The organism is Aeromonas sp. s3 (genome assembly GCF_040907805.1).
Classification (GTDB): Bacteria; Pseudomonadota; Gammaproteobacteria; order Enterobacterales; family Aeromonadaceae; genus Aeromonas; species Aeromonas dhakensis.
The window spans coordinates 752,289-767,535 of sequence record NZ_JBFOCQ010000006.1; the positions used below are offsets into that span (position 1 = coordinate 752,289).

Genomic DNA, 15,247 nt, shown 5'->3' on the forward strand with positions numbered 1-15,247 from the left:
CAGATGGATACGCAGGCATTGTGGATACTGGATGGCGGCATGGGGCGGGAGCTGGCACGGCGGGGTGCGCCGTTTCGCCAGCCGGAGTGGTCGGCGCTGGCCCTGATGGAGGCCCCCGAGACGGTGCGCGAGGTGCATCAGGCCTATGTGGCGAGCGGGGCCCGGGTCATCACCACCAACAGCTATGCGTTGGTGCCGTTTCATATCGGTGAGGCGCGTTTTGCGGCAGAGGGGGGGGAGCTGGCGGCCCTGGCCGGTCAGCTGGCCCGGGAGGTGGCTGACGAGCAGCCGGGCCGCGTGCAGGTGGCTGGCTCCTTGCCGCCGCTGTTTGGTTCCTATCGTGCCGACCTGTTCGACGCGGGCCGGGTGAGCGAGCTGGCGACCCCGCTTATTCGGGCGCTCTCCCCCCACGTGGATCTCTGGCTGGCGGAGACCATGAGCCTCATCGCCGAGCCGCTGGCCATCCAGGCCCTGCTGCCCGAGGATGGCAAGCCGTTCTGGGTCTCTTTCACCCTGGAAGACGAGGCGCCGGGTAGCGAACCGACCCTGCGCTCCGGCGAGCGAATGGCCGATGCGGTCTACGCGTTGGCATCGGCCGGGGTAGACGCCATTCTGTTCAACTGCTGCCAGCCCGAGGTGATTGAAGAGGCGCTCAAGGTGGCCGTCGCCGCTTTGCAAGAGCAGGGTCGCACCGATATTCGGCTTGGCGCCTATGCCAACGCCTTCCCGCCCCAGCCCAAGGAGGCGACCGCCAACAATGGGCTGGACGAGATCCGCACCGATCTGGGGCCGCTGGATTACCTTGGCTGGGCCGAGCGCTGGCGCGCTGCCGGGGCAAACCTCATCGGCGGCTGCTGCGGCATCGGTCCCGAGCACATTCAGGCGCTGGCCAGCCGGCTGCGTTAAGGAGCGCCCATGAAAGAGAGCAAGATAGGCCTCTGGTCCCTCACCGCGCTGGTGTTCAGCTCCATGGTGGGGGCGGGCATCTTCAGCCTGCCGCAGAACATGGCCGAGGTGGCCGGCGCGCGCGCCGTGCTGATCGGCTGGGCCGTCACTGGGGTCGGCATACTGGCGCTGGCCATGAGTTTTCTCTATCTGTCGCGTTTAAGGCCGGAACTCGATGGCGGCATCTACAGCTACGCCCGGGCCGGTTTCGGGGATCTGGTGGGCTTCTTCTCCGCCTGGGGTTATTGGCTCTGTGCCACCATCGGCGTGGTGGGCTATCTGGTGATCGCCTTCGCGGCCCTGGGCAGCTTCGTCGACACCCCGGAGCGGATCTGGTTTGGCGAGGGCAACACCTTGGCGGCTTTTGTCGGCGAGTCCTGCATCCTCTGGGCGGTGCACCTGCTGGTGGCTCGCGGCGTGCAGCAGGCTGCGCTGTTCAACCTGGTGGCGACCCTGGCCAAGAGCCTGCCGCTGCTGCTGTTCATCCTGTTTGCCTGCTACTGGTTTGACCCGGCCACCTTCGCGGCGGATCAGCAGGGCAGTACCCTGGCGACGCCGGTCTCCGAGCAGGTGCGCAACACCATGCTGATCACCCTCTGGGTCTTCACCGGCATCGAGGGGGCGGCTGTGCTGTCGGCCCGTGCCAGAAATAGGCGGGACGTGGGCACGGCCACCGTGCTCGGGGTGGTGCTGGCGCTGCTGCTCTATGTGCTCATCTCGGTGCTGGCGCTCGGGATATTGAGCCGCCCCGAGCTCGCGGCCCTGCCCAACCCCTCCATGGCGGGACTGATGGCCCAGATGACCGGCTCCTGGGGCAAGCTGCTCATTAGCGCCGGCCTTATCGTCTCGGTGCTCGCCTCCTACGTGAGCTGGACCCTCTTCTCGGCCGAGGTGCCGTTCAGCGCGGCGCGCCACGGTGCCTTCCCGGCCATCTTCCGGCGCCAGAACCGCAACGGCACCCCCATTGCCTCGCTGTGGCTCACCAGCCTGACGGTGCAGGGCTGCCTGCTGCTGGTGTGGCTGCTCGGCAAGGGCTACACCAACCTGCTGCTCATCTCCACCTCCATGATCCTGGTGCCCTATCTGCTGATCGGCCTGTTCCTGCTCAAGCTCTCCTTGCGTAGGGAGGGTAATGGTCTGATGCGGGTAGTGGCGCTGGTGTCGAGCGGTTACGGCCTCTGGCTGCTCTATGCCGCCGGGGTGGAGTATCTGCTGCTCTCCTTGTTGCTCTACGGGCCGGGTCTGCTGCTGTTCCTGTACAGCCGGCGCCAGCTGGGGGCCGAGCAGCCCCTGAGCGGACGCGAGCGGCTGCTGGCCGGGGTGACGCTGCTGAGCCTCATTCCCGCCGTCTGGTCTTTTGCCCACGTCTGAGTGAGGTGGTGACCCAATGCAAGAGAGCGCCCAAGGGGGCGCTCTCTTTTTGTCTGCTGATTGCTTGCAGTGCGTGCTCAGCGGCTGGCGGGGCCAGCCGGCTTGCCAAACAGCACCGCGAGCTTCTGTCGCCAGGGCAGGCCCCTGGCCTCTTGCAGCATGTCGCGCCACTCGTGGAAGGTGAGGGTGAGCGGATTGAAACTGTGGATGGGCTTGGTGATGCCGAAGCGACACGGCTCGCCTAAGTCTTCTTCCACGAAGGTACCAAACAGCCGGTCCCAGATGATGAGCACCCCGGCGAAGTTGCGATCGATATATTTGGCGTTGCTGGCGTGGTGCACCCTGTGGTGGGAGGGGGTGTTGAAGATCCACTCCAGCCAGCCGAGCTTGCCCACCACCTGGGTGTGGACGAAGAACTGAAAGCCCAGGCTCAAGAGCACGGTGGCCACCACCGCCTCGGGCGGGAAACCGATGAGGATCATCGGGATCCAGAACAGCCACATGCCGGAGACCGGGTACATCAGGCTCTGGCGAAAGGCGGTGGAGAGGTTGAGCCGCTCCGAGCTGTGGTGCACCACGTGGGAGGCCCACAGCCAGCGCACATGGTGGCTCGCGAAGTGGAACAGCCAGTAGCAGAGATCCTGCAGCAGGAAGAGCAGCAACAGGCTCCAGACGTTCAGCCCTATGTCCATCAACCGCCAGCCCCAGAGGATGTCGTAGAGGTAGGCGATGGCGATGGCCGCCAGCGCGTCGCCCCCTTGATGCATCAGCGCCAGGGTGGCGTTGGCGAAGAGATCCCTCCACTGGTAGCCGGCGCTGGGAAAGGCGGCGCCATGCTTGCGCAGGTAGAGCATCTCCCAGCCGATAAAGGCCACAAAGATCGGCGAGAGGTAGAGCAGGAGCAGTTGCACATCCATGTCGGGTATCCAGTCAGAGCAATTGCTCTCCAGCATAAAGGATGAATGCAAACTTTCATTAACATTTTGCTGCAGTGGGTGTGTTCATCTGGAGCTTGATGTGACATATGGCCAACGGCGGCCCATCAATTGGTATGACGACTCCCTGAGCGGCGGGTGCAGTGACTATGCTTGATGAGGCTTTCTACCTCTGGAGTGGCAGATGATGCGGCTGTGGTGTTGTTTGTTGATGGGGGTCTGCCTGCTGGCGCAGGCCAAGACCCGGGTCGAGATCCTGGCCGATGCCAACTATCCCCCCTATTCCTGGCAGGAGGGAGAGGAGGTCAAGGGGATCTATGCCGACATAGTTCGCAGCGTGACGGCCTCCATGGATGGCTACGAGGTGGTGATCAAGGCCATGCCCTGGCGACGGGGTCTGAGCATGGTGGAGCAGGGCAGCGCCTTCGCCATCTTCCCGCCCTACTACCAGCCAGACGGTCGCCCCTGGATGTGGCCCTACTCCCAGCCATTGCTCGACGAAGAGCTGGTGGTGATGTGCGGCGCCGGGGTGGCCGTCAACACCCCGCAGGCGCAGTTCCCGACCGACTACTATGGCCTGCGCTTTGGCATGAATGCCGGTTTTACCATCGGCGGCGCCCCCTTCTGGCAGGCGATCAAAGAGCAGAAGATCGGGCTGGAGGAGGTGAAGAGCAACCGGGAGAACCTGCTCAAGATCGTGCGCGGCCGGGTGGACTGCACCGTCAACGACCGGCTCTCGCTGCTCTATGAGCTGCTCAGCATGATCAAGGGCAACCAGCTGGCAGTGGCCGATATGTCCCAGCTCAAGCAGGGGCCCGTGCTCAGCCGGGAGCAGGGTTTTCTCGGCTACAGCCGCAAGGGGGAGTTCGACTTCAAGGAGGACTTTGTCGAGCAGTTCGACAAGCATCTCTACGAACTCAAAAAGCGGGACGGGATCCGGACCATAGTGGAGCATTATCTGGGAAAGTCCCCGCGCTGAACTGATGATGGAGCCGGTCAGATTCAGCCTTCTCGTCGTGTCGGCCAAGCAACAGAGGGACTATGAGTCCCTCTGTTGCTTTTATAGTCAGCCTGATCTTGCCCATATGACAACCGCATTCCCTCATCCCTCACCACCATCTGGCGACTGGTTTGTTTGAAAATTCAATGTAACCTGTTGTTTTCAAATGGTTGATGAGGCAGTTATGCAGTGGGTGAAGAGAGGGGCTGTGATCGCCCTGTTGTGGAGTGGCGGAGTGTGGGCCGATCCCGCTCAGGAGCTGGTCAGTCTGCTCAACAGCGAGCAGCAGGCGGAGCAGCTGCAGGCTCAGATGCAGGCACAGATGATTCCGCTGATCATTCGGGGCGCCGGTGAACATGCACAGGAGCTGGCCCAGCACCGCGATGTACTGGAGGCCTGGTTTGCCCGTTATCTCTCCTGGCCGGCCATGAGTGCCGAGGTGGCCGCCATCTACCGCAAACATTTCACCGAAGCTGAGCTCAAGGATCTGATCGCCTTCTATCAGAGCCCGGTCGGGAAGAAATCCCTGGATACCATGCCCGCCATCTTTCAGGAGAGCTCGCTGGTAGGTAAATCCCTGGCCGAGCGCAACATGCCGGCACTGCAAACCATGCTGGATGAAGCAAAGCGCAACGAGGCAAAATAGATATTGTCGGCAGGGCATCAACGCAAAGAGGGAGCCATGGGCTCCCTCTTTCTTTTTGTGCGTTATCCCTTAGAGCACCTGGCTCAGGAACTGGCGCAGGCGCGGGGAGGGGGGATTGTCGAAAAAGTCCGCCGGCTTCTCGTCCACCAGCAGCTCGCCGCTCTCCATGAACAGCACCCGATCCGCCACTTCCCGGGCAAAGCCCATCTCGTGGGTAACCACCACCATGGTCATCCCCTCGCGGGCCAGCCCCTTCATCACGTCCAGCACCTCGCCCACCATCTCGGGGTCGAGTGCGCTGGTGGGCTCGTCAAACAACATGATGCGCGGCTGCATGGCGAGTGCCCGGGCGATGGCCACCCGCTGCTGCTGGCCGCCGGAGAGCTGGGAGGGGTAGCTCTGAGCCTTGTTGGAGAGCCCCACCTTGAGCAGCAGGGCTTTGGCTCTGTCCTCGGCGTCCTTGCGCGACAGCCCGCGCACCTTTTGCGGTGCAAGGCAGATGTTGTCCAGCACGCTCAGATGGGGGAAGAGGTTGAAAGACTGGAACACCATGCCCACCTCTTCTCGCAGCTTGTTGACGTCGCCGGGCTCGGTGAGACTGATGCCATCCACCACGATATTGCCATCGTTGATGGTCTCCAGTTGGTTGAGAGTGCGCAGGAAGGTGGATTTGCCCGAGCCGCTGGGGCCGACGATGACCACCACTTCCCCTTCGGCCACCTGGGTGCTGACGTTTTTCAGGGCGTGCACCTCGCTGCCGTAGAACTTCTCCACTGAGCTTGCCTTGATAATCGGATCAGTTGCTGCGCGCATATTTCACCTCCAGACGGCGTACAAGGAAGGAGAGAGTGCCGGTCAGCACCAGATAGAGCAGGGCCACGGTGAACCACACCTCGAACGGGCTGAAGGTGGAGCTCACCACCTCCCGTCCCGCCTTGGTGAGATCGGTGATGGAGATGACCGAGACCAGCGAGGAGTCCTTGATCAGGTTGATGAACTGGCCCGCCAGCGGCGGCAGTACTCGCTTGAAGGCCTGCGGCAGGATCACGTAGCGCATGGTCTGGGCCGAGGTCATGCCAAGGCTGCGACCCGCTTCCATCTGCCCCTTGTGGATGGAGCTGATGCCGGCCCGCACGATTTCCGCCACGTAGGCGCCGGTGAAGACCGCCAGTGCCGCCACCCCGGCGGTGAAGCGATCCAGATTGAGTACAGTGCCGATAAAGAAGTAGACGATGAAGATCTGTACCAGCAGCGGGGTGCCGCGGATGAGCTCCACATAGGTGATCGCCAGGTTGCGCAGGGCCGGATTGGGGGAGAGCCGTGCCAGCCCCGCCAGGGTGCCGAGCAGGATGGCAAAGATGCCCGCTACCAGCGAGAGCTTGATGGTCATCCAGACGCCCCAGGCGATGGGGCCGGCGGTCCAGCTCAGCTGGGTGTCGAGGGTGTCGCCGCGAAAGACGGTATCCCCCTGCGCCACCTGACCACCGCTGACGGCGATGGGCTGACGCTGGTTGGGATCGAGATCGTTTTGCAGGAACAGCTTGCCCTTGTCGGCCTCGGTGGTGCCGGCGACCACGGTGCCGTCGAACTCGGCGTAATTTTTCTGCTCCGCCTGGTAGGCGATGTATTGGGGGATCCGCTCCCAGCGCCAGGTGTAATCCACCGATTGCACGGCCTTGTAGATGCCGAACAAGGCGGCCAGCACGATCAGCAGGAAGACGCCGTGCCAGAGCAGTTGATTGGGTTGTTTTTCCATCTGTCTTGTTGGGTTGTGCACTGTCGCAACCTCGTTGTAGTTATTGTGTGGGGATCTGCGTGAAGGGGCGGCGGGCCGCCCCTTGCGAGGTTACTTGAGCTGATCAAGCCAGGCGGTGGATTCGAACCACTTCTTGTAGAGGCGGTCGTAGCTGCCGTCGCCCTTGATCTGGCGCAGGTAGTTGTTGAACCAGTTGAGGGTGTCCTGATCCCCCTTGCGGATGGCCCAGGCCAGCGGTTCGAAGGTGAACGGCTTGTCCAGATGCACCACGGCGCCCTTGTTCTGGGTGGCGAAGATGGCGTTGTAGGGCAGGTCGTAGACGAAGGCGTCGACCTTGCCGTTGATCACTTCCAGCTTGGCGTCATCCTGGGTTTCAAACTGCAGCAGGGTGGCTTTGGGGATCAGACGCTTGACCGCCTGCTCGCCGGTGGTGCCGAGCTTGACCGCAATCTTGTATTTGGGGTCGTTGAGGTCGGTGAAGGACTTGATCTCGCCAGCCTTGTCCTTGCGCAGGACGATGGTCTGCCCGACCACGATGTAGGGGTCGGCGAAGTTGACGCGCAGGTTGCGTTGGGGAGTGACGGTCATGCCGCCCATGATGACGTCGAACTTGTCGGTCAAGAGCGCGGGGATGATGCCATCCCAGGCGGTGTTGACGAACTCCACCTTCACGCCCATCTCCTTGGCGACCATCTTGGCCAGATCCACGTCAAAGCCGATGTACTGGCCCTGCTTGTTGGTCATCTCGAAGGGTTGATAGCCAGCGTCGAAACCGACCCGCAGCACGCCGCGCTCCAGTACGGCATCCAGGGTGGAACTGGGGGCCGCGTTGGCCAGCCCGCACAGCAGCAGGGTAGAGAGAATGAGTTTTTTGATCATAAGTGACGTCTCTGTCAAAAGTGTGTTCAGCCTTGAACCTGATCCCGTGCGACTCCGTGGCACAAGAGACTGCTGCATCCGGCAACAGGGCAAGACAGGATTATTGTCTTGATTGAGGCGAAAGCCCCATATGGGATTCTATTCGCCACCAGCTGAGTGAAAAATGTACCAAATGCCGATTGTGCCAGATGACTCAATAGGTTAGTGGCGCATTTTCCCCGTGGCGACACTCATAAAATCACACGAAAACAACATATCTATCTAATGGGGCGGGTTCAAGCCCAAAATGTATTCAGCACATTTTGTTACAAGGGGACCCGCCGTCAGCAGTGCCAATTGCTGCTCAGCCGGATGGCGTGCGCCCACAATCAGCTTCACATAAGTGGTAAAGGGAGTTGGCAGAGAGGTGTGGGTGGCAGGCGCAGACCGACGGCACCTGCGAGCAAATCAAGGGGGGGGGGGCAAGAGGCCTGCCGGCCGGGGTGAGTCAGGCCGTCTCGCGAGGGCGGGGGGCCTGCGCCTTGAGGAAGGGGAGCAGCAACAGGGCGGAGACGCCGGCCGCCACCGAGATCACCACGAAGAAGCCCTGCCAGTGCCAGATCTCCATCACCTTGGCCAGCGGATAGCCCGACAGCGCCGCCCCCATGTAGGCGAACAGGCCGACGAAGCCGGTGGCGGCCCCCGCCGAGTTCTTGTGGGAGCACTCCGCCGCTGCCATGCCGATCAGCATCTGGGGGCCGAACACGAAGAAGCCGATGGTGAAGAAACAGGCCGCCTGCATCACGTAACTGAAGAAGGGCATCAGCCACAGCGATCCCACCGAGAGCAATATCCCCACCGCGAAGATGAGGTTCATGGGCCCGCGGTTGCCGTTGAACAGCTTGTCCGATCCCCAGCCCGCCACCAGGGCACCGATAAAGCCCCCCACCTCGAACATGGAGATGGCCGAGTTGGCGCTCATCAGATTGAAGCCGCGCTGCTCGGTCATGTAGAGGTTGCCCCAGTCGTTGATGGCGGTGCGCACCACGTAGACCAGTACGTAGCAGCAGGCCAGCAACCAGATATAGGGGTTGCCGATCACGTATTTGCGCAGGATCTGGCGATGGGAGAGGCCGGCATCCTGGGTCTGCTGGGCCAGCTCCATGGCATCGTTTCGCCACTCGCCCACCGTGGGCAGTCCCATGGCGCTTGGGGTATCCCGCAGTCGCCAGCAGAGGAACAACCCCGCCAGGATGGCGATCAGGCCGGGCACTATCATGCCGTAGCGCCAGCTGTGCTGCAGGGCGAGGGTGCTGACGATGAGGGGAATGAGTGCGCCACCCACGTTGTGGGCCGTGTTCCAGGCCGACCACCAGAAGCCGCGCTCGCTGCGTGAGTACCAGCTGGTGAGCAGCTTGGAGCAGGGGGGCCAGCCCCAGCCCTGGAAGAAAGCGTTGGTCACCCAGAGGGCGGCGAACAGCCACAGCGACGACGAGAGCCCGAACAGTATGTTGATGACCCCGGTCGCCATCAACCCGAGGCCCATGAAGTAGCGTGGGTTGGCGCGGTCGCTGATGATGCCGGAGAAGAATTTGGAGCAGCCGTAGGTGATGTAGAACAGGGTCCACAGCATGCCGATGTCGGCCTTGTTCAGCATGCCGCTGGCCAGCATGTCCGGCATGGCGAAGTTGAAGCTCTTGCGGGTGAAGTAGAACACCGCATAGCCAAGATACATGGTCAGCAGTATGTGCAGCCGCCAGTGGCGATAACAGGCGTCGATCTCGGCCTGATCGCGGATGAGGGGCTGGGGCGGTGCGCTTCTCATGAAACTGAGCATCAGGCGGTCCTTCCCTGCAGCAGGCTGTTACTCATGACTCTCCTCCCGTTTGCGGCCGGGCAGGGTCACGGTCAGCTGGGTGCCGTGTACGCAGGAGAGTTGCAGCGAGCCCCCCAGTGCCTGCACCCGCTCGCGAATGCCGAGCAGGCCATAGCCCTGGGGCGTGCGGTGTTCGGGCAGACCGCAGCCATCGTCTTCCAGCAGCAGAGTCAGTCGCTCGCCCTGGCGGTGGGCCCGGATGGTGACCGAGCTGGCGTTGGCGTGTTTCACCACGTTGTTGAGCCCCTCCTGACAGACCCGAAACAGGGTGACCCGCTGGGCATCGGAGAGGCCGGCGTCCGCCAGCTGCCACTCAAGCCGGGTGACGATGCCGCGGCGCTCCAGCTCCAGCTCCCGCAGCAGGCCGCGTACCGCCTGCTCCAGGCTCATGTCGTCGAGCTGACGGGGGCGCAGCCGGCCGAGCAGGCCGCGCACCGCGTCGTAGATGCCCAGCGACAGCGTCTCGATAAGGGCGCTGCTCTGGCCGACCCCGGCATTGTCCGGGGCGAGGCGGCGCACTATGCCGGCCTGGGTGCGGATGGCGGTGATGGTCTGGCCGATGTCGTCGTGCAGCTCGCGCGCCACCTCTTTGCGGATGCTCTCTTCGGTCTCCAGCAGCCGTTCGGTGAGTTGGCGATTGTGGGCGAGCTGGCGGGTCAGCGCCTGGTTGAGCTCGCGCTGGCGCTGGATGCCGGCGCCGAGCAGCAGGCCGGTGAGGCTCTGGGCCAGCAGGGAGAGCAGCAGATCGAGGGGGTGATCGTGCCAGGCCTGGCCGGCCATCAGCGCCACCGTGTTCATCAGGGTGGCGAGCAGGGCCCCTTGCCAGCCGTAGCGCCAGGCCATGGCGATGATGGGAATGGCCAGACAAAACGGGGTGAAGCGCACCAGCGAGTCCGGCAGGCCGAGCTGCAGCCAGAGGCTCAGCACGAACAGCAGCAGATACCAGACCAGGTGGCGAAAGCGCCAGTCCACCGGTTGATCCACCAGCGCAGGGCCGAGCGGCACCCAGGTGGCGCGGGTGAGGTAGTGCCAGATCAGCATGCAGGTGGAGGTGAGGGTCAGCCCGCCGGTGAGGGTGAGCAGCAGGGCGGTGAGGCCATCCTCGCCGGCCAGATGCCAGAGCAGGGATTGCAGCCCGGCCGCCACCGTGACGGTGGCCAGCAGCACCAGCAACTGCTGCCAGTCGTTGCGCACCGGTTGGCGGCGGGCGATGAGCAGCGGCAGCAGGGTGAGCAGGCTGCCCGCCTGAATGAGCGGCCACAGCGGCAGTCCCACCTCCTGGTTGAGCCAGTAGAGCAGCAGGGATTCGCACAGCAGCAGCGGTGGCCAGTAGGCGAGCGGGCTTTGCAAGAGCAGCCCCAGCCGCAGGCCGAAGGGGAACAGCAGGGCTGCCAGCATGGGGGAGCCCGCCAGATGCAGGCCAATGCTCCACAGGCAAAACCAGCCGGCGGCAAAGATGAAGCAGGCCGCCAGCGAGATGGCGACATAGCTGGCCAGACGAGCGATCACCAGCTGTCCAGCATGCGGTGGGCCAGCTCCACGTTGTTGCTGACCTTGAGCTTGTCCATCAGGTTGGCGCGGTGCACGTGCACCGTCTTGGGGGAGAGGCCGAGCTGCTCGGCGATGGCCTTCACCTCCAGTCCCCGCGCCAGCAGCTGCGCCACCTCCCGCTCCCGATTGGTGAGGGGATCCTGGCTGTTGCAGGCGAGCTTTTGGGCGATGTCCGGGGTGAGGTAACAGCCGCCATGGGCGGCGGTGCGCACCGCGGCGATCAGCTCGTCCGGGCTGCAGCGCTTGGAGAGGAACCCCTTGGCGCCGGCCTGCAGGGCCTGCTCGATGAGGGCCGGGCTGTCGTGCACCGACAGCATCACCACGGCCAGCCCCGAGGGGAGGCGCTTGAGCAGGTCCAGCCCGGATTGATCCGGCATGGAGATGTCGCACACGCACAGCTGTACCCCGCTGCCGGGCAGCCCCGCCAGCGCCTCGGCGGCGGAGCCGAATTCGGCCACCACCCGCAGATCGGGTTCGAGGTTGAGCAGTTGGGCAAAACCGGAGCGGACGATCTGGTGATCGTCGATGAGGGCAATCTTAATCATGATGTCAGCCTGAAATCTGCGGCCAGGGTGCTGGCGCGGCCAACAAGATACCTGCCCCCTCGCCCCGGCTCAAGTGAAAGCGGGGCTGGAGGGCAGGATCGGCGCCACTTCTGCGGCAAAGCTTGATCGGGATCAGCTGCAGGGGCACGCCAGGCGCCGTCATGCAGGCCGGCGCGTGCCCGGGGTGGCTAGCGGTGCAGCTCGCCGGCACGCTCCGGCTGGTAGACCACCTCCAGGATCTCCACCTGGATGGTGCGACCGGCCGGGCCCGGCCAGGCGATGCTGTCACCCACCTTGAGCCCGAGCAGGGCACTGCCGACCGGGGCCAGCACGGAGATCTTCGACTCGTCTCCCTGTACGTCCCGCGGGTAGACCAGGGTCAGGCAGAATTCGTTGCCGCTGCTCTGCATCTTGAAGCGCACCGTGCTGTTCATGGTCACCACGTCCGGCGGCATGTCGGCCGGTTCGCGGATCTCGGCGCGATCCAGCTCCTCCTGCAGGGCCAGGTGCTGGGGATGGTTGCCGAGCAGCTGCTCGATGCGATCGAGATCCAGGCTGGAAATCACGAGATGTGGCTGTTTCATAAGATATTCCTTATCAATGGGTCTGATGGCCAGGATGACGGGCAAGCTGGCCGAAAAAAGAGTGTGCGATACGAAAAAACAGATCGGGAATGCGATGCCCCCAACGACTCGCTGTCAGGGGCGAGGGCGGGGGCTCAACGGGGTGTGAGCAGACTTGACAAAATCATGAGCGCTTTCATGGGGATACCATAACCATTCTGAACTGCTTTGGCAATTCTCCTGACAAGCTTGTCAGGGCGCCTGGTAATCGTACTGCTTGATGATGCGCGCCAGGCTGCCGTCGTCGCGCATGGCGGTGATGGTCTGGTACCAGCGGGTCGCCTCGGCGGTTGGAAAATGGGGGCTGGCAGCCAGGTACAGGGGAGAGTGTTGCAGGGTTTCGCCGCGCACCAGATCCGCCACCGGCAGGCCGGCCTGCTGCTGGTTGTAGCGGGCGCTGTTCCAAGCCACCGCCCAGCCCTGGATGCGGCCGAGTGCCAGCTTGTCGGCATTGTGGATCTCCTCGGCCACCAGTGCCTGTTTCACCTGCGGATAGGGTCGCAGCAGGCTCTGGCCAAAGGAGCCGCGCATCACGCCGACGGTGAGGCCGGGCAGGGCATTGATGGTGAGGGGGGTCGGGTGGTACTGGCGATGGCTGACCAGCACGAAGGCCTCGTCCATCAGGGGGGCAATCCAGAGAAACTGAGGGTCGCGCTGGGGGCTGCGCACCGGCGGCACCAGCAAGACATTCCGGCGATAACGGGCCTGGCTGAGGGCGCGGGCCAGCGGCATCAGCTCGATGGTGAGCGGCTCCTTGAGCCGGCGGGCGGCCTCTTCCAGCACCTCGATGACCATGCCGCTCGGGGCGCCCTGATTGGAGCGGATCACATAAGGGGGGATCTCGGCGGCGATGACCACCACGGCCCGGGCCGGCAGGGCGGAAAAAAGCAGGGAGCAAAACAGCAGCAGGAGAGCGGAAATTCGCATGGCAGACCTGATCCGGGATGAGTACACAGAGTGTACCACCCCGTCGGCACAAGTCAGCCCACCCTGTTCGGGGCGTCCCGTCAGTCGAAGAAATCTCGCAGATCCAGAGTCTGGTAGCCCTCCAGCTGCTGCCAGGGCAGGGCTTTGGGCAGGGGTTTGAGGGTCACCTCCATCCGGTAGCTGCGATAGCCGTCGAGACTCGCCGACTCCACCACCAGCGGCAGCTGCCAGCGGCTCGACCAGAGGATGCGGGTGCGCTGCTTGCCCTCGCGCTTCTCATACCAGCGGGCCTGCTCGGGAGCCGGCTCGTCGAGGGGGGTCATCTCCTGCAGCAGGGCCGGGTTGATGAGGTGGCGGATCCTGGGCCAGTCGGGCTTGAAGGCCACCTGGCCATACTCCTCCTCCGGTACCTCCACCAGCTGGTTGTGCCAGTTGTCGGCGTAGCGCAGCTGCAACTCATCCTGCTGGTTGCGGGTCACCCAGCGCGCTGCCATCTGGTGGGTAAAGTGCTTGTGGCCCGGGGTGGCATCGTGGGCGGCGTGGTAGGCACGGGCCAGGGGGAGGGGAATGAGCCGCTGGCTCCACACCTGATCGCCGACCCGCAGCCACTTCTCCTGCCACTGACTCTCCTTGCTGATGCCATCGCTGCTGGTCACCCTGTCCTGATAGCGGATGCGGGCAGCCAGATCGGGGACTTCATCGGCAAGGAGGGAAAAAGAGAGGCTGCTGGTGAGCAGCCACAAGGGTAATAAATATCGCATCATGCCGTCTCGCTCGAGCGAGCAGGGCCCGGCACCTGGCCGGGCCCTGCCGTTTACAGACCGAGCGCCTCCTTGAGCTTGCCGAACACCTTGGTGTTGTCGAGGGTTCCCTTGAAGCGGCTGCTGCCGGCGCCGTCGGCAAACAGCATCACATCGCCGCCGCCGTGAGTCTCGGAGCCCAGCTTGACCCCGGTCTCTTGCAGGTAGTCGTCCGCCATCACCTGATCGCTGGTGAGGGTGGGGCGCACGTCGGCGCGGTTGGGGCCGTTGCCGAACACCAGGGTAGTGAACGGCTTGCCATCCACGTCGTTCTGGGTCGAGCCGTCGCCGTTTTTCACCAGATCCAGCACCTTGTTGCCCTTGGCGGAGTAGCCGTTGATGGTCATGGTGTGGTCATGGTCGGCGGTGACCACGATCAGGGTATCTTTCAGATCCACCTTGCCGAGCGCCGTCTTGACCGCCTCGTCGAGCGCCACCGCGTCGGTGAGCGAGCGCTTGGCATTGGTGCCGTGCAGGGCGTGATCGATGCGACCCCCTTCCACCATCAGGAAGTAACCCTGACTGTTCTGGCTGAGCAGATCGATCGCCTTGGCGGTCATCTCAGAGAGGGAGGGCTGGGTGCTTGCCGCCCCCTTGGCGACCCGGTCCAGCTCGTAGTCGAGGTGGGACTTGGCGCTGAACAGCCCAAGCACCTTGCCCGAGTTGACGCCAGAGAGCTCATCTTTGGTGGTGACGTAGTGGTAGCCCTGGGCAGTCAGCTCGGCGGTGAGATCCCGCCCGTCGGCGCGACCACCCTTGTTGCTGGTGCTGTTGTAGGGCGTCCAGTGGTTGGCGCCGCCTCCCATCAGCACGTCGACCCCATCCCCCAGCGCGGTGTTGAAGCCGGCACCGCCCGGTACCGCCTGCTCGGCGATGGCGTAGGCGGCGTCCCGGTGGCAGATGTGGGAGTAGGTGGCGGCCGGGGTGGCATGGGTCAGCTCGGTGGTGGTGACGGCTCCCACCGACTTGCCGGCCGCCTTGGCCAGTTCGAGAATGGTGGGCACCGGCTTGCCGTTGTCGCTGGTGCAGTTGTTGATACCCTTGTTGCCGTTGACGTCCTTGGACGGCGCGACGGCCTTGGTGTCGCTGCTCATGGCGATCACCTCGTTGTTCATCTTGACCCCGGTGGTGTAGGCCGCCATGGAGGGGGCCGAGTCGGTGGTCTGGGCGTCGTTGGAGAAGGTCTTGATGCGGGCGCTGCGGGCCAGCTTCATTATCTCCAGATTGCCCTCTTCCCCCACCTTGTAGAGGCGGGTGGCGGTGAGCACGGTGGGGCCCATGCCGTCACCGATAAACAGGATGACGTTTTTGGCGTCGCTGGCCTGTGCCTGGGCCGCGCCGCCGAGGGCGGCCAGCAGAGCCGTGCTGATGAGGGTTTTATGCAGTTTTTGTTTCATGGCGCTTTTCATGGGAA

General features: G+C 63.7%; 15 protein-coding genes. 4 read left to right on the plus strand and 11 right to left on the minus strand.

Going from position 1 to position 15,247, the window contains the following annotated elements; all coding sequences use genetic code 11:
• Positions 1-3 precede the first annotated feature (3 nt).
• On the plus strand, positions 4-906 hold the full coding sequence (locus AB5Y98_RS04035; RefSeq protein ID WP_368231380.1) for a homocysteine S-methyltransferase family protein: 903 nt from the start codon (positions 4-6) through the stop codon (positions 904-906).
• Positions 907-915: 9 nt separating this feature from the next.
• On the plus strand, positions 916-2,316 hold the full coding sequence (locus AB5Y98_RS04040) for a basic amino acid/polyamine antiporter (RefSeq protein WP_368231381.1): 1,401 nt from the start codon (positions 916-918) through the stop codon (positions 2,314-2,316).
• A gap of 77 nt (positions 2,317-2,393) precedes the next feature.
• Here AB5Y98_RS04040 and AB5Y98_RS04045 read toward each other — a convergent pair whose 3' ends face one another.
• The gene (locus AB5Y98_RS04045) at positions 2,394-3,233 is read right to left on the minus strand and encodes a sterol desaturase family protein (protein ID WP_368231382.1); all 840 of its coding nucleotides are present in this window, start codon (positions 3,231-3,233) and stop codon (positions 2,394-2,396) included.
• A 229-nt stretch (positions 3,234-3,462) separates the two neighbouring features.
• On the opposite strand from AB5Y98_RS04045, the gene AB5Y98_RS04050 reads away from it, so the two are divergent.
• Together AB5Y98_RS04050 and AB5Y98_RS04055 are read left to right on the plus strand one after the other, a co-directional pair.
• Positions 3,463-4,230, plus strand: a complete 768-nt coding sequence (locus tag AB5Y98_RS04050) for an ABC transporter substrate-binding protein (protein ID WP_017765601.1) — start codon at positions 3,463-3,465, stop codon at positions 4,228-4,230.
• Positions 4,231-4,435: 205 nt separating this feature from the next.
• Positions 4,436-4,897, plus strand: a complete 462-nt coding sequence (locus AB5Y98_RS04055) for a DUF2059 domain-containing protein (protein WP_211052055.1) — start codon at positions 4,436-4,438, stop codon at positions 4,895-4,897.
• Between the two features lie 69 nt (positions 4,898-4,966).
• On the opposite strand, the gene AB5Y98_RS04060 is transcribed toward AB5Y98_RS04055, so the two are convergent.
• The 10 genes from AB5Y98_RS04060 to AB5Y98_RS04105 all read right to left on the minus strand — a co-directional run bounded on the left by AB5Y98_RS04060 (position 4,967) and on the right by AB5Y98_RS04105 (position 15,242).
• Positions 4,967-5,710 carry an amino acid ABC transporter ATP-binding protein gene (locus tag AB5Y98_RS04060; RefSeq protein ID WP_017782344.1) on the minus strand — a complete coding sequence of 248 codons (744 nt, stop codon included), beginning with the start codon at positions 5,708-5,710 and terminating at the stop codon, positions 4,967-4,969.
• On the minus strand, positions 5,694-6,653 hold the full coding sequence (locus tag AB5Y98_RS04065) for an amino acid ABC transporter permease (protein WP_041203158.1): 960 nt from the start codon (positions 6,651-6,653) through the stop codon (positions 5,694-5,696). Before AB5Y98_RS04065 ends, AB5Y98_RS04060 begins: the two co-directional genes overlap by 17 nt.
• Before the next feature lie 90 nt (positions 6,654-6,743).
• A complete protein-coding gene (locus AB5Y98_RS04070) occupies positions 6,744-7,532 on the minus strand; it encodes a transporter substrate-binding domain-containing protein (RefSeq protein ID WP_019838861.1) in 789 nt (262 codons plus the stop codon).
• A gap of 487 nt (positions 7,533-8,019) precedes the next feature.
• Positions 8,020-9,348, minus strand: coding sequence for an MFS transporter (locus tag AB5Y98_RS04075; RefSeq protein WP_368231383.1), 1,329 nt, complete (start codon positions 9,346-9,348; stop codon positions 8,020-8,022).
• A 27-nt stretch (positions 9,349-9,375) separates the two neighbouring features.
• Positions 9,376-10,896 carry a signal transduction histidine-protein kinase/phosphatase UhpB gene (gene uhpB, locus AB5Y98_RS04080; protein WP_368231384.1) on the minus strand — a complete coding sequence of 507 codons (1,521 nt, stop codon included), beginning with the start codon at positions 10,894-10,896 and terminating at the stop codon, positions 9,376-9,378.
• Entirely contained in the window at positions 10,893-11,483 is a 591-nt protein-coding gene (gene uhpA / locus AB5Y98_RS04085; RefSeq protein ID WP_005302722.1) for a transcriptional regulator UhpA, read from the minus strand. The genes uhpB and uhpA overlap by 4 nt, the downstream gene beginning before the upstream one ends.
• A 188-nt stretch (positions 11,484-11,671) precedes the next feature.
• Positions 11,672-12,067 carry a nucleoside diphosphate kinase regulator gene (gene rnk, locus AB5Y98_RS04090; protein ID WP_005302721.1) on the minus strand — a complete coding sequence of 132 codons (396 nt, stop codon included), beginning with the start codon at positions 12,065-12,067 and terminating at the stop codon, positions 11,672-11,674.
• Between the two features lie 231 nt (positions 12,068-12,298).
• Positions 12,299-13,033 carry an ABC transporter substrate-binding protein gene (locus AB5Y98_RS04095; RefSeq protein WP_042008463.1) on the minus strand — a complete coding sequence of 245 codons (735 nt, stop codon included), beginning with the start codon at positions 13,031-13,033 and terminating at the stop codon, positions 12,299-12,301.
• An 80-nt stretch (positions 13,034-13,113) separates the two neighbouring features.
• Positions 13,114-13,797 carry a hypothetical protein gene (locus AB5Y98_RS04100; RefSeq protein ID WP_042008461.1) on the minus strand — a complete coding sequence of 228 codons (684 nt, stop codon included), beginning with the start codon at positions 13,795-13,797 and terminating at the stop codon, positions 13,114-13,116.
• Between the two features lie 50 nt (positions 13,798-13,847).
• A complete protein-coding gene (locus AB5Y98_RS04105; protein WP_368160698.1) occupies positions 13,848-15,242 on the minus strand; it encodes an alkaline phosphatase in 1,395 nt (464 codons plus the stop codon).
• Between the last annotated feature and the right edge of the window lie 5 nt (positions 15,243-15,247).